Annotated in this window: 16 protein-coding genes, 1 tRNA gene and 1 pseudogene; 9 read left to right on the forward strand and 9 right to left on the reverse strand. The window is 41.8% G+C overall.

Translation table 11 applies throughout. The annotated features are described in order from the left end of the window. Positions 1–75: 75 nt before the first annotated feature. Complete coding sequence (locus ANSO36C_RS04880) at positions 76–762, forward strand: 5'-methylthioadenosine/S-adenosylhomocysteine nucleosidase family protein (protein ID WP_251958625.1); 687 nt, start codon at positions 76–78, stop codon at positions 760–762. 112 nt (positions 763–874) lie between these two features. Here ANSO36C_RS04880 and ANSO36C_RS04885 read toward each other — a convergent pair. Next, positions 875–947, reverse strand: a tRNA-Val gene (locus tag ANSO36C_RS04885). Positions 948–1,082: 135 nt separating this feature from the next. Here ANSO36C_RS04885 and ANSO36C_RS04890 point away from each other — a divergent pair. Together ANSO36C_RS04890 and mazG are read left to right on the forward strand one after the other, a co-directional pair. Then, positions 1,083–1,670 (forward strand): metal-binding protein, encoded by a 588-nt coding sequence (locus tag ANSO36C_RS04890; RefSeq protein ID WP_251958626.1) that lies wholly within the window; start codon positions 1,083–1,085, stop codon positions 1,668–1,670. Between the two features lie 50 nt (positions 1,671–1,720). Beyond that, positions 1,721–2,545, forward strand: coding sequence for a nucleoside triphosphate pyrophosphohydrolase (gene mazG / locus ANSO36C_RS04895; RefSeq protein ID WP_251958627.1), 825 nt, complete (start codon positions 1,721–1,723; stop codon positions 2,543–2,545). A 319-nt stretch (positions 2,546–2,864) separates the two neighbouring features. On the opposite strand, the gene ANSO36C_RS04900 is transcribed toward mazG, so the two are convergent. The 4 genes from ANSO36C_RS04900 to ANSO36C_RS04915 form a co-directional block, all read right to left on the reverse strand. Further along, on the reverse strand, positions 2,865–4,127 hold the full coding sequence (locus ANSO36C_RS04900) for a M20 family metallopeptidase (protein WP_251958628.1): 1,263 nt from the start codon (positions 4,125–4,127) through the stop codon (positions 2,865–2,867). A 404-nt stretch (positions 4,128–4,531) separates the two neighbouring features. Continuing rightward, positions 4,532–5,854: a class I SAM-dependent methyltransferase gene (locus ANSO36C_RS04905; protein ID WP_251958629.1), complete on the reverse strand. Its 1,323-nt coding sequence runs from the start codon at positions 5,852–5,854 to the stop codon at positions 4,532–4,534. A 131-nt stretch (positions 5,855–5,985) separates the two neighbouring features. Then, positions 5,986–6,534 carry a class I SAM-dependent methyltransferase gene (locus ANSO36C_RS04910; protein ID WP_251958630.1) on the reverse strand — a complete coding sequence of 183 codons (549 nt, stop codon included), beginning with the start codon at positions 6,532–6,534 and terminating at the stop codon, positions 5,986–5,988. Between the two features lie 276 nt (positions 6,535–6,810). Further along, entirely contained in the window at positions 6,811–6,963 is a 153-nt protein-coding gene (locus ANSO36C_RS04915) for a hypothetical protein (protein ID WP_251958631.1), read from the reverse strand. 59 nt (positions 6,964–7,022) lie between these two features. On the opposite strand from ANSO36C_RS04915, the gene trxB reads away from it, so the two are divergent. Further along, positions 7,023–8,393, forward strand: coding sequence for a thioredoxin-disulfide reductase (trxB, locus tag ANSO36C_RS04920; RefSeq protein WP_251958632.1), 1,371 nt, complete (start codon positions 7,023–7,025; stop codon positions 8,391–8,393). A 219-nt stretch (positions 8,394–8,612) separates the two neighbouring features. Here trxB and ANSO36C_RS04925 read toward each other — a convergent pair whose 3' ends face one another. Together ANSO36C_RS04925 and ANSO36C_RS04930 are read right to left on the reverse strand one after the other, a co-directional pair. Further along, entirely contained in the window at positions 8,613–9,026 is a 414-nt protein-coding gene (locus tag ANSO36C_RS04925) for a putative toxin-antitoxin system toxin component, PIN family (RefSeq protein WP_251958633.1), read from the reverse strand. Next, positions 9,023–9,262: a hypothetical protein gene (locus ANSO36C_RS04930; protein ID WP_251958634.1), complete on the reverse strand. Its 240-nt coding sequence runs from the start codon at positions 9,260–9,262 to the stop codon at positions 9,023–9,025. Before ANSO36C_RS04930 ends, ANSO36C_RS04925 begins: the two co-directional genes overlap by 4 nt. Positions 9,263–9,489: 227 nt before the next feature. On the opposite strand from ANSO36C_RS04930, the gene ANSO36C_RS04935 reads away from it, so the two are divergent. From ANSO36C_RS04935 to ANSO36C_RS34140, 5 genes are all read left to right on the forward strand, one after another. Beyond that, positions 9,490–10,386 carry an ABC transporter permease gene (locus ANSO36C_RS04935; protein WP_190896926.1) on the forward strand — a complete coding sequence of 299 codons (897 nt, stop codon included), beginning with the start codon at positions 9,490–9,492 and terminating at the stop codon, positions 10,384–10,386. Between the two features lie 101 nt (positions 10,387–10,487). Continuing rightward, entirely contained in the window at positions 10,488–10,697 is a 210-nt protein-coding gene (locus ANSO36C_RS04940; RefSeq protein WP_251958635.1) for a hypothetical protein, read from the forward strand. Between the two features lie 90 nt (positions 10,698–10,787). Further along, positions 10,788–11,690: an ROK family protein gene (locus ANSO36C_RS04945; RefSeq protein WP_251958636.1), complete on the forward strand. Its 903-nt coding sequence runs from the start codon at positions 10,788–10,790 to the stop codon at positions 11,688–11,690. 3 nt (positions 11,691–11,693) lie between these two features. Then, the gene (locus ANSO36C_RS34135) at positions 11,694–12,050 is read left to right on the forward strand and encodes a hypothetical protein (protein WP_323374561.1); all 357 of its coding nucleotides are present in this window, start codon (positions 11,694–11,696) and stop codon (positions 12,048–12,050) included. Beyond that, complete coding sequence (locus ANSO36C_RS34140; RefSeq protein ID WP_323374562.1) at positions 12,028–12,339, forward strand: hypothetical protein; 312 nt, start codon at positions 12,028–12,030, stop codon at positions 12,337–12,339. Before ANSO36C_RS34135 ends, ANSO36C_RS34140 begins: the two co-directional genes overlap by 23 nt. Before the next feature lie 21 nt (positions 12,340–12,360). On the opposite strand, the gene ANSO36C_RS04955 is transcribed toward ANSO36C_RS34140, so the two are convergent. Beyond that, the gene (locus tag ANSO36C_RS04955) at positions 12,361–12,924 is read right to left on the reverse strand and encodes a Uma2 family endonuclease (RefSeq protein WP_251958637.1); all 564 of its coding nucleotides are present in this window, start codon (positions 12,922–12,924) and stop codon (positions 12,361–12,363) included. Between the two features lie 79 nt (positions 12,925–13,003). Then, positions 13,004–13,430 (reverse strand): annotated as a pseudogene (locus ANSO36C_RS04960) (hypothetical protein). Between the last annotated feature and the right edge of the window lie 71 nt (positions 13,431–13,501).

The following is a 13,501-nucleotide window of genomic DNA, read 5'->3' on the forward strand; positions in this document are numbered from 1 at the left end:
CAGGGAATACGGCCAACATCGCCCTCCGTACCTTGGAGTTAATACCCAAACGCAAACTGGAAACTATTGAGACTAGTGACTAATTTTTTACCCATTAACACAATTCTAGTGCCTCAGGGAGCAGAATATAAAGCTGTGTGTCGCGGATTAAGCGGCATTATCGGCTCCATCCCAACGGTAGTAGCCATACCTGTTGGGATGAAGCCTTTACTCAAATATCTGCAACAAGGACAATTTCTCGCTCCATCGAGAGTGCTGATTATGGGGATATGTGGCAGCTTGAGCGATCGCTACACGGTTGGTGATATTGTCCTGTATCAAGATTGTATTTATCAGGGGAAGCAGCAAGAGTGCGATCGCACTTTTACAGCACAATTGCACTTTTCGCAATCACAAAAAGTATCTTTAGTCAAGTGTCTGACAAGCGATCGCGTGATTTGGTCTGCGGTCGAAAAACGCCATTTAGGTGAGGCTTTGGCGGCTGATGTTGTTGATATGGAGGGATTTACCGCCTTAGAATTTTTTAATGCGGCTGGAGTTGCAGTAGCAATGCTGCGAGTAGTCAGCGACGATTGTCAGCACAATATCCCCGATCTCACATCGGCAATTAACTCAGATGGCTCCCTAAAGCCTTTCCCTTTAGCGATCGCAATGCTTCGACAACCCCTTGCTGCTACTCGGCTAATTCGAGGTTCATTAACAGCATTAAAGGTGTTAGAGCAAGTTACAAATCGGCTCTTTTCTGGTAATAAACTGGAATAAGCTTGCCCTTACAGCAAACTTATGGGTAAAATCACAAAAAAGCCGCTAAGTAGCGGCTTTCTAATGGCAGTTGTTTATTGGGGAAACCCCCAAGACAACATTGCCTCAACTATGGGCAGTACCAGACTCGAACTGATGACATCCTGCTTGTAAGGCAGGCGCTCTACCAACTGAGCTAACCGCCCGTTTGACTAATCCTTAACTAATATAGCAAAACATTTCGCGTTGCGCTAGTAGTTTTAAGAAAATCTTTTTTTCTCTTATACTGACTCAGTATTCAGCACGGGCTAAACGCCCCGCTATCGCTAACAGGATTTAGGATGCCCTCTGGTCGGACGCACGATCGCATTACTATGTATGCTCTGCCATTGGTGGCGGGCGTTACTTTGTGGCAGACTCGCAGCAGCAATGCGACTTTGTTGGTTGCAGGCGGGTTTCTCTTTGGTGGGTTGATGTTTGGCCCCGATTTGGATATCTACTCTGTGCAATTCCAACGCTGGGGTTTCTTGCGCTGGATTTGGCTACCTTATCAAAAAAGTCTGCGGCATCGTTCTTTTTTATCCCACGGGCCGATTATTGGCACGATTCTGCGGATACTTTATCTGGGGTGTTTGCTTGCTCTTTTGGCAATTTTCGTTTTGGCAGTTGCCGAAAGGTTCTGGAATCTGAGTTTTACTTGGCAGGATTTGGGACAAACTGTGGGGCGATCGCTCGTGCAATACGATACTGAATATGTCGCCCTGTTTTTGGGGTTGGAACTCGGTGCAATGAGTCATTCTCTCAGCGATTGGGGGGGTTCGGCTTATAAGCGCGTGCGAAAACAGGGGGTTCGGGGGTTGCTTCCTAGTGGCAAAATTAAGAAGCGGAAAGTGAGGGGTGGTAATCGTCGGGCGAGAGTAAAGAAATAATTTTTTTAACGCAAAGGAACGCTAAGGGAAGCGCAGAGGTACGCAGAGGTATGGAAAAGCAAGAAGAGACTTTGAGGGCGTTGCAGGAGTTGATTGAGGTGGTGGCAAAGTTGCGATCGCCTGATGGTGGTTGTCCTTGGGATTTGGCTCAAACTGCCGAAACTTTGACGCCCTTTGTGATTGAGGAAGCTTACGAGGTGGTGGATGCAATTAAGAGTGGAGATAAGGATGCGATCGCAGAGGAGTTAGGCGATTTATTATTACAGGTGGTATTGCAAGCCCAAATCGCTAGCGAATCTGGGCAATTTTCCCTCAAAGAAATAACTCAGGGGATTTCCCAAAAGTTGATTCGCCGTCATCCCCATGTGTTTGGTGATGTGTCGGTGGCAAGTGTGGATGAGGTGCGGCAAAATTGGGAACAGATTAAGGCTACGGAGAAGGGCGAAGCATCTCCAGAGGCGCAAAAACTTAGTGCTAAACTTGCTCGTTATGGGCGCACCCTTCCCCCACTGACGGCGGCGATGAAGATTTCTCAAAAGGCTGCGGCGATCGGGTTTGAATGGGAAAATATTCAGGGCGTTTGGGATAAGTTTCATGAGGAGTTGGGGGAGTTTCAACAGGCTTTAGCTGAGGAAACACCAGAACGGCAAGAAGCAGAATTAGGCGATTTACTATTTGCGGTAATTCAGCTAGCCCGTTGGCATAACCTTGACCCCAGCACTGCTTTGCAAGGCACTAATCAACGATTTGTGCAGCGATTAGAAAAAATGGAGGCAGTTGTTGATCGCCCCCTTTCTGATTACAGTTTGAATGAGTTAGAAAAGTTATGGCAACAGGCAAAAGCTCAAATTGCTAACGAGGGGAGTAGGGAGTAGGGAGTGGCGAAAGAGGCATGGAGCAGGGGTAAGGGTGCAGAGGAGAGAAATTTTCCTCCTGCTCCCTCATCTCCCCACTCCCTTATTCAAGCTTTTTCCGCACCGAACCACTTATCATATAGCGATTGATAAATGCCATTTTCTTTGATGTTCAGTAGGGTCTGTGTCGCTACTTATCATGCCCACCCCCTATCAAATATCACGTTCATCATAGAAAAGCCTCAGTAAGTTGGAAACGAGCGTGTCTTTAGACCTGAGAGTGTCAATCCCCCAAAACTGATTTTTTTCAGATTTAGGGGGATGAGTATAGCTTTTAAATTTAAATAAAGTACTTTTCCACACATCTAATAAATATTTCCACACCCATTGCCAAGGCGGTTTCATCAAAATCAAACCGGGGATGATGATGAGGATATGCTAAGTCTTTCGCGGAGTTAGCAGAACCCAGAAAGAAATAGCAACCAGGAACCTCTTGTAAGAAAAATGACATATCTTCAGCAGCCATAGTTTGGCATTCAGGCGCAATACCCATAGAAGTTTCTAACACTTCTTCTGCTACAGATCGCACCAGTTCTGCCATTCTAATATCATTAATTACTGGCGGATAAAGTGACCAGTATTCTAAGTGATAACTCGCACCATGACTCTGGCAAATTCCGGCAATAATCTGCTCGACACGCTCCTTAAAAAAGCCTTTCAAACTAGGATTAAAATACCTGACAGTCGCACTCATCCTGGCTGTATCAGCAATCACATTCCGCTTGGTTCCAGCATGAAGTTCGCCCACTGTCACCACTGCTGAATCAATAGGATTAACATTCCGAGCGACAATGGTTTGTAAGGCATTTACAATTTGGGCAGAAACTACAACGGAGTCAACAGTTTGATGGGGTAGTGCGCCATGTCCACCTTTGCCCAAAATTGTACAGTTAAAGCACTCCACAGCTGCCATTAACGCCCCAGCACGCACACCCACTGTTCCCAAAGGTAAATTATTCCACAAGTGCAAACCAATAATTGCATCAACGTCTGGATTTTTCAGGACTCCAGCTTCAATCATCGGCTTTGCCCCCCCTGGTGATTCTTCAGCTGGCTGAAAGATAATTTTTACAGTACCGGAGAAGTCTTGGCGATGCTGCTGGAGATGGTAAGCTGTACCTAAAGCGATCGCTGTATGTCCATCATGTCCACAAGCATGCATCACTCCATCATGCTGCGATTTATACGGCACTTCGTTGAGTTCTTGGATTGGCAAAGCATCCATATCCGCCCGAATCGCTAAAACTTGGGGAGTGGGAAGTGGGGAGTTGAGAGAGACGCGATTAATCGCATCTGTACTAGGAACTTTGTTACCTTTAATAGTGGCAACAATCCCTGTATGGGCAATGCCAATTTTATGCTCAATTCCCCATTCTTGCAGTTTTTCTGATACAAATTCGGCAGTCAGTTTTTCTTGAAAACCCAACTCTGGTTGTTGATGCAATCGCCGCCGCCACTCTACTAATTGTGGTTGCAATGAACGAATCGAAAGTCGGATGCGAGATAGGTCAACAGAAGAGGAGTTTGGAAAGGTAGAAACCATTATGCAGACAAACTAGTTTAAGTATAGTTAACTTAGATTATTTTCCCAGTTTAACGTGAGTTGGACTAATCTTTAGTAACTACTTAATGCTTCATTATTACACACATTTTGTCGTCAGGAATTTCGTTAAAAAAGCTAATCTGCCATTAACTTAACTCTAAACTATCTCCATTACAACTAAACCTTTTAGTTGTAACCCCACTTTCGTTAAAGTTTACTCCATCCTTCATCTAGAAACTTTTCGATTTCCGTTCCTGATCTCCTGAGATTAGGATAGTAAGATCATCGGCAATATAATCAATTTGTATATGTGAAATTTCATTCAACTTCAGTGAGATGGGCATCTTGCCCACCTCACAAGACGGATAATTTATTTATTGGAAGTCCCCAACATCCTCATTAGATTAACGCTCCAGCATGAGGTAATCAAAACCCTCTAGGGTCAAGAGCATCTTTTGCATCAATTGAAAAGCTTGTTCATCATTTGTAGGCTGTGAAGTTACAGGGTTTAGCGGTCTAAATTGTTTCCAGCGCTCCACTAGGGACATCATTGGCTGAGGTTGGTCTAGTAAAGGTAGTAAACAAACAGCCATTGCGCTATCTATACTGACAAACTGTCCAATTTGCGATAAGTGTTGACTAACGTCAAATATTCTGCACTCTGTAGCACAGGCTAGAAGGTCTTCCTTAAACTTAGGCGTTTTTAACTGAGGATGAAGATGCACAGTTGCTACTTGCCAATCAGAATCAGTCCATTCGGCAAAAGGTACAAAAGTCTGTGGTCGGTCGGGATGACCACACCAAAAGTCTAGCAGTCGATGAATGGGTTGTAATAGTTCAAATAGCTCTAGCCGCTCTTCTATAGAAATGTCAGGTAAGCTCATCCCCAGAAAAGCAGGTAAATTATCTGGTTCTTTAAACAAATCTTTAACGTCCCACTGTCGCCAGTTCACCATACTGATAAACTCTAAATCAGCAGATTTTAAAGCTGTGAACATATCAGGGATAGTGTAGCCTTTGTCTCCTTGAAACAAGTAATTCATTAAAATTCTTTCTTTTCCTTCCTCTCCTTCATAATTAGCATTCCAAGTTCTAGCTTTAAGAGTGACATTATCTTTCAAAGCTTTCATTGTTTCGACGACAATATCCATCTCTAATTCTGCTGGATTTTCATTCATTAAACCCATCATTGTAAAGAGTTTCTGAGCGCAAAAGTAATTGAATCTCTGTAGTGAACTATGCAAGTTGCTGCGAATAATCCCATCAGGCTTTAAAACTGATTTCATTGCTTGTAAGGCGACAGCAGGATCAGGAAAAAGATATAGCAGTTCATCACAATTAATATAGTCAAATTGGTAATCTAACTTATGTAATTCCTCTATTGATAAAACAATGAATTCCACATTGTCAAAGCCGTGGTGCTCCAGGCGTTGCTGTGCTAATTTAATCGATTCTCCTGATATATCGATGCCAACTATTTTAGCTCCTACATTTGCTTCAGCCAAAATTAGCGATTTGTAACCTGAGCCACATCCTGCATCTAAAATTACTTTTCCTTTGGTATCTATAACTTTTTGGTTTCTCAAATAAACAGGAGTCATTAAGTTATGAATATATAGTTCATTTGAATTATTTTTAGGAGATTTATCTAGAGGTATTCTGGGATAGGGGGAACTGTCAAATTGCTGACGAATTTTATCTAATAAATCAGATTCTAGACGGGTCATTACAATTGCTCCTGATACTACTTTTTTGACTGGTAAACGAAATTTGTTTAGGGTTTGTGTAAAACTATTTATTATCAAAAATTTACATTTTGACAAGATAATATAGCTATACCTAAGTAAAAAATCAAAGATTAAGTTTGCTCTAAAGATATTGATTTTTGAACAATGAAATTCAGACTGATGAGTGTATCTAGAATACGTATTGTGCTGCAATCATTGAATAGATCAAAATTATCTACTTGCTGATATTCTGTAAAGCCACATTCTTCTAAATATATGCCCAATATTTCAAAATCAAATCCTACTTTATGAACATCATATATATTGCTTTGTGCCCCAAATATAATCCGCATTAAATGTAAACGATCAAATACCGTAAATTGCGGATGAAGATAAAGCCAACACATTTTTTTTAAGTCAGGAACACTAATGAAAAGTTGACCACCTGGTTTTAGAACACGATACCATTCAGTTAATGTATTAATTAACTCATTATCTATTGAGTGATAAAAATGTTCTAGGACATGACTGGCATAAATTGCGGCTATTGAATTATTTTCAAATTGACTTAAATCAGATGCGTTACCAACATAATCTACTTCTGGACGAGGTTCAACATCGAATATTTTCCAGTCTGGATGTCTTTGTTTTCCACCAATATGAAGTTTAATCTCTGGCATTTTTTTGTATTTTGCTACTCTGTATCGTTTTCTTCTACCTCTCGTGGGTAAATCATTAAAAATTTTTAGAAAAAAGCGGATGTTGAACTGGGCATTGAAATTGCTCCTTATACTAACTTTGTTCTGATGCTTTCCCACGATTACGCTAACTCTTGTTGAGAGCTAGTTAAGACATACCTGCAAACATTTGCCATGCTGTTCAAGCTAGTAAGCGGCACACTCAACCTTGAGTATTCCCAACTTGTGAGGATTTCTATCACAATATTTAAGAATTAGTTAGAACTGGATGAGGTAAGTTACATTGTCACCAAGCCGAGTTTTATCGAAACCAGTGTAGAAGCCATTCTTGCTAGTGACGATAATTCTTGCATCCAGAAATACATTTTGCGTAGGCGTAGCCCGTCGCAGACATCGCTTACCATCTGGCATAGCCGATCGCAATTTGTTATGCTATATTAAACGTAGTCGTTATGAGTTCACATATTTTCATGGCTAACACAACTGTAGAAAACTTGGTAATTATTGGTTCTGGCCCAGCAGGGTACACAGCTGCCATTTATGCCGGACGTGCTAACCTGAAACCCGTTGTATTTGAAGGTTTCCAAGCCGGGGGTTTACCTGGTGGGCAACTAATGACAACAACAGAAGTTGAGAATTTTCCAGGGTTTCCCCAGGGGATTACCGGGCCGCAACTGATGGATCAGATGAAAGCTCAGGCGGAGCGCTGGGGGGCTGAACTATATACTGAAGATGTTATATCAGTTGACTTGAGTCAGCGTCCATTTACAGTGCGATCGCAAGAAAGAGAAATTAAAACCAACAGCATCGTCATTGCTACGGGTGCAACAGCAAAACGTTTAGGTTTACCCAGCGAACATGAATTTTGGAGTCGGGGTATTTCCGCTTGTGCGATTTGCGATGGTGCAACACCGATTTTTCACGGTGCAGAATTGGCTGTAATTGGTGCTGGCGACTCGGCGGCGGAAGAGTCAATTTACCTCACCAAATACGGTTCTAAGGTAAATATGTTAGTACGCACCGATAAAATGCGGGCTTCTAAAGCTATGCAAGACCGCGTTTTGAGTAACCCAAAAATCCAAGTACATTGGAACACAGAAGCCGTGGATATTTTCGGTAACGGTCACATGGAAGGGGTGAAAGTCCGCAATACCAAAACTGGTGAAGAGAGCAAACTGCACGCTAAGGGTTTATTCTACGCCGTTGGTCACAGTCCCAATACCTCTCTATTTAAAGGACAATTAGAACTGGATGAGATAGGTTACGTTGTCACCAAGCATGGTTCTGTAGAAACCAGTGTAGAAGGCGTTTTTGCTGCTGGCGACGTGCAAGATCATGAGTTTCGGCAAGCAATCACGGCTGCGGGTACTGGCTGTATGGCGGCGATGTTAGCAGAACGCTGGTTGTCATCCAGTGGCTTGATTCAAGAATTCCATCAACAGCCAGAAACGGCAGATAATGAATTAGAACATCAGCCAGCTAAAAAGACTGAAGCAGAGGAAGAAGCTGGATTTAATTTGAGTGAGACGCGCCATCAGGGAGGTTATGCTTTACGGAAATTGTTCCATGAAAGCGATCGCTTACTCCTTGTTAAATATGTCTCTCCTGGCTGTGGCCCTTGTCATACCCTGAAGCCAATTTTAAATAAAGTGGTGGATGAATTTGACAGTAAAATTCACTTTGTAGAAATTGACATCGACAAAGACCGAGATATTGCTGAAAATGCTAATGTGACAGGAACACCAACAGTTCAATTATTCAAAGATAAGGAGCTGGTGAAAGAAGTTAAAGGTGTGAAGCAAAAGAGCGAATACCGCCAATTGATTGAAAGTAATCTGTAAGAGAGTGGGGAGTCGGGAATCTGACTTTTTACGGCATCTGGAAAACCTCTCTCTAAATCTCTCTCCTAAAAGGAGAGAGACTTTGAATTTTCCCCCTTCCAGCGTCGGCAAGGGGGTTAGCGGGTTAGGTTTTTGGTGGATTTATTCCACATAACGTGAAAAGTCAGGTGGGGAATGGGGAATAGTAAAAAATCATTGACAGTTACTAATTCTCAATACTCACCCCCCGACATCGCAAACTAACCTGTTAAATAAAGATACAGAAATAATCGTTGTATTTACTAAAGTTTGCGCCTGATTAAAATCAGAATCACCCGTAATCAAAAAATCTGCCTCTGCTGCCATAGCACAAGCTAAAAACTTTGCATCTTTTCTATCTCTGGGAAAATCAACTTCAAAATTGACATCAATTAGTGTTAGAAATGTATCGATAATTTTAAACCACTCACATCTCACCTCATCTGTCAACTTAAACTTGCTGCGACTTAAAACTTCTTTATATTCCACAATAATTTCTTCAGAAGCTATCCATTGCCAATCTGGATTATCAAAAATAAACTGAATAACATCTCTTGGTACTCTACCCTTAAGGACAGCAGAAACTAAAACATTCGTGTCAATAACAACTTTCATTCCCCGCGTTGATAAGCTTCAATTTCTGCTGAGATTTCTGCTTCTGTAATATCTTGTACTCCCGGTAGAGACTGTGTTTTATCAAATAAATCTCTCAGCTTTTTACTAATTTCTGCTCTAGGATTATCCTCAGCTAAGATAATTATTTCTACTCTTTGTCCTACCTTAAAAGGTAAATCAGATAATATTACTTGACTTGGATCTGTAATGGTGATGTATTTTTTGTAAGCGTTCATGATTCCTCCATTAACTTGGTCATTCTCTACTTGGGATAATTAAACTTTGTGGTGACAACGACTGGTAATTTATTTCTAACAAAAATAAGGCATAATCTCACCTCTAACTCAGTCTAGCTCTGTATCCACCGCGAAACAGTTAGACTTTTATTCACGATGTTTACGCAATCCCCTATCTGATATGTAAAATAGTCAGCGTATCAAGCTTTGCTCCAGGCGATCGCTTTATGGCCATTACAAAACGGCGACTACCGACATTTTTACAGTTTGGCAAAAGTCTCAATCTTTCGCAAAAACTCATGCTCATTGGGTTAGCCATTACCCTATTTTTCATCTTTCTGGCATTCTTCGCTCCCGTATTCCAGGCTTGGGGATGGCTGCAAAACCCTAAAGATTTTCTCTCTAATCCAATTCACGAGCCACCCTCAGCTAAACATTGGTTTGGTACTAGTCGTTTGGGTTATGATGTGTTCTCCCGGACGCTGTTCGGCGCTCAAGCTGCTTTGCAGGTGGTGATTTTGGCAACGGCGCTGAGTATGATTATCGGTGTGCCTTTGGGGATGCTGAGTGGTTATCTCGGTGGAAAATTGGATAAAGTGTTGCTGTTTATTATGGATAGCATCTACACTCTACCGGGACTACTGCTATCTGTTACCCTGGCGTTTGTGGTGGGGCGTGGGATATTAAATGCAGCGATCGCTATTAGCATTGCTTACATTCCCCAATATTACCGCGTTGTTCGCAACCACACCGTGAGCGTGAAAACTGAAGTGTTCATCGAAGCTGCTCAAGCAATGGGTGCTTCCACTTGGGTTGTACTTTCTCGTTATCTATTTTTTAACGTCATTCAAAGTGTACCCGTCCTCTTCACACTCAACGCTGCTGATGCAATTTTGGTGTTGGGCGGTTTGGGTTTTTTGGGGCTAGGACTTCCCGAAGAAGTGCCAGAATGGGGACACGATTTAAAGCAAGCCCTAGAAGCTTTACCTACTGGCATTTGGTGGACTACACTTTTCCCTGGTTTAACGATGACATTCATGGTGGTAGGGTTATCACTACTCGGTGAGGGGTTAAATGAATTTGTCAATCCCCGTTTACGGAGAGAAAATAGAATCCGAAAGTAATCATTGGTCATTAGTCGTTAGCAAAAGACGAAGGACAAGGAACAAATGACAAATGAGCAATGACAAATGACAAATGACAAATAAACAATAGAGAGATTTGTATGAAAGATAATCTAACGTTAATTGCTGCCGCTACTGGCGGATTTATCCTTTCCGTTGCTCTTGCTGGTATCTTAAGAGGTGCGCCAATTACAGCTTGGCAAGAGCAATCGAGTTTTCGCACCACGAATTTTGCTAATTTACAGAAATCGGAGTTGAAAGCCGCGCGTCTTCTCCCAAGCAAAGACACTGCGGTAACAGATAGGGAATAGGGAATAGGGGGGAATAGCTGTTCACCAATGCCCAATGCCCAATGCCCAATGCCCAATGCCCAATGCTCAATTACAAATGACAAATGACAAATGACAAATGACAAACTTCAAGTAATTGGCATTGATGTGGGGGGAACAGCAATTAAGCTGGGGCGTTTTACACCCGACGGTACTTGTCTGCAATCCTTGACTGTGGCGGCTCCCCAACCGACAACACCAGAGGCAGTACTGGCGGTGCTTGTAGATGCGATCGCACAAATTGATCCAGATAATCAAGCTGTGGCTATTGGTGTTGGTACTCCTGGCCCATCCGATGCAGCAGGACGCATTGCCAAAATCGCCATTAACTTACCTGGATGGATCGATGTGCCTTTAGCAGACTGGTTAGAAGCTAAAATTGGCAAACCGACTGCGATCGCTAATGATGCTAATTGCGCTCTTTTAGGAGAAGCTTGGCTGGGAGCCGGTCGCCATTTTCAAAATCTGATTCTGCTAACTTTAGGTACTGGGGTTGGTGGTGCCATTATCCTCAATGGCAAACTATTTATTGGACATCAAGGAGCCGCCGGGGAATTGGGTTTAATTTCATTAAATCCTGATGGCCCAATTTGTAATAGTGGCAATCGAGGTTCTTTGGAACAATATGCTTGTGCTACTGCAATTCGCCGCCGCACTCTCAAAGAACCTATCGAATTAGGTTTTCTCGCCCAGCAAGGAGATGCCACAGCATTGACTTTTTGGCAAGAATATGGTAAGTATTTGGGGATAGGATTGACGAGTTTAATTTATGTACTCACACCGCAAGCGATCGTGATTGGTGGGGGTATCAGTGGCAGCTTTGAATTTTTCATACCAACAGTGAAGGCAGAAATTGAGAAGCGAGTGCAGCCTTTATCACGAGTGGATTTACAAATATTACCAGCAGAGTTAGGCAATTTTGCGGGGATAGTAGGTGCAGCAAAGTTGGCATGGCAACGCTATTCGGAATGTTAGATTATGGTTCAAACAATCCCAGCTAGAGATATAAGTCTTTACGAATTAGAAGAAAAATTTGGTTTACAACTTGCTACAGACATTAATTTCTTTCCAGAATGGACAGAAAATTTACCAACTCTGACTGATGCTGAAAAGCAAGCGATGGCGCGAGTGAAAAGCAACTATTTAAACTTGAATAAGCACCGTCTAATGTCAGAAGAGGCGGTAAAGATGGTAGTGCTGTCTCCTTTACTCGATTTAGCTGGGTTTTATCAACCTCCTTTTGAGATTGAAACCGAGACTTCTATAGAGATTTCTGCTGAAGACGAGAGTTTTATCGTTAAAGGAAATATTGATGTTCTTGTCATCCAAAAATAAATGTTTTTGGGTACTTGTCATCGAATCTAAAAGCAGTAAATTTGATGTGATGACAGCCTTACCTCAAGCACTTGCCTATATGCTTGATCGTCCAAATTCTGCACAACCGACTTTTGGTTTACTAATCAACGGTAGAGAATTTGTGTTTGTCAAATTGATTCAACAAGAACATCCTTGGTATGCACGATCTTATGCACTATCAATTGAACGTGATTCAGAAATACACCAAGTACTCAGTATATTAAAGCACCTTGGAGAATTAATTGTGCTTTTACCCCCTGAGAACTAGGGATTGACGCTTATCGCCTAACTATACTTGGAACTCAAATCCAGGTAATATATCCTCTCCAGAAAGAATCGCCGGCATTTGAATAACTTCTACAGCTTTTTCGAGTCGATAAATTTCCACTTGCTTATCTTGAGGATTAATTAGCCAACCTAAACGCAAACCATTTTCTATGTATTCCTTCATTTTCGCTTGGATAGGTGCAAGACGGTCTGTTTCGGAACGCAGTTCAATTGCAAAATCGGGTACAAGTGGCGGAAATTTTTTTCGTTGTTCTAGTGTTAAAGCTTCCCACCGTTCCAACTTTACCCAAGACGCATCAGGGGAACGTTTTGCACCATTTGGAAGTATAAAGATAGTTGAAGAACTAAAAACTTTCCCTAATTTAGCTTGACGATTCCAATTATTCAAGTCTGTAATTAAATCTGCTTCTTGATTTCCGCTTTCTCCTCCTACTGGTGGCACAATTATTAATTCTCCTGCTGCATTCATTTCCAGGCTTAAATCGCTATTAGCAATACATAATTGATAAAACTGTTCGTCGGTTAAATGAGCAATCGGTTCTAGATTAAGCACAACAGTATTCATTGAATCTTTCCTCGTGCCTTTATTGCTAACATTGTTACCTTTAATTAAAAGTTTAGTAAGACTAAGTTCCTCGTTTACACTAAGACAAACAATATCCAGTTGCTTTCTGAACGTATTTCACAACTTTTTGGTATGATTCAGGATTACTCACAGGGTTGATGATGATGGGAATAGTGCCATCTGGCAACCAAAAAGTTATCCTGCCATTCGGTTCATGACAAAAAGAACTGATGCAATTGAGATTAATTACATATTCGTTTTTTTCGTAAATTATTTTCACCCAGTGGGCATGATCTAATTCTAATTCCTGTCACACATTCTAAATAATCGAGAATCTTTTGATAATCTTCCAAGTTCTTTTGGCGGGTTAATCACTATCGGGAATGGCACTATCGGGCAACCAAAAAGTAACCCTGCCATTGAGTTCATAACAAAAAGCATGGACACGTTTCAAAATTCACTACATATTCTCTCCTCTCGTAAAGGATTTTCACCCAGTACGCCACAACATCTCCTCAAGTCCGAAATTTACGAAATGATGCACCCTGGATGTCCAAATTTACTGAAGCCTTAAGTT

Source organism: Nostoc cf. commune SO-36 (genome assembly GCF_023734775.1).
In the GTDB taxonomy this organism is placed as follows: Bacteria; Cyanobacteriota; Cyanobacteriia; order Cyanobacteriales; family Nostocaceae; genus Nostoc; species Nostoc commune_A.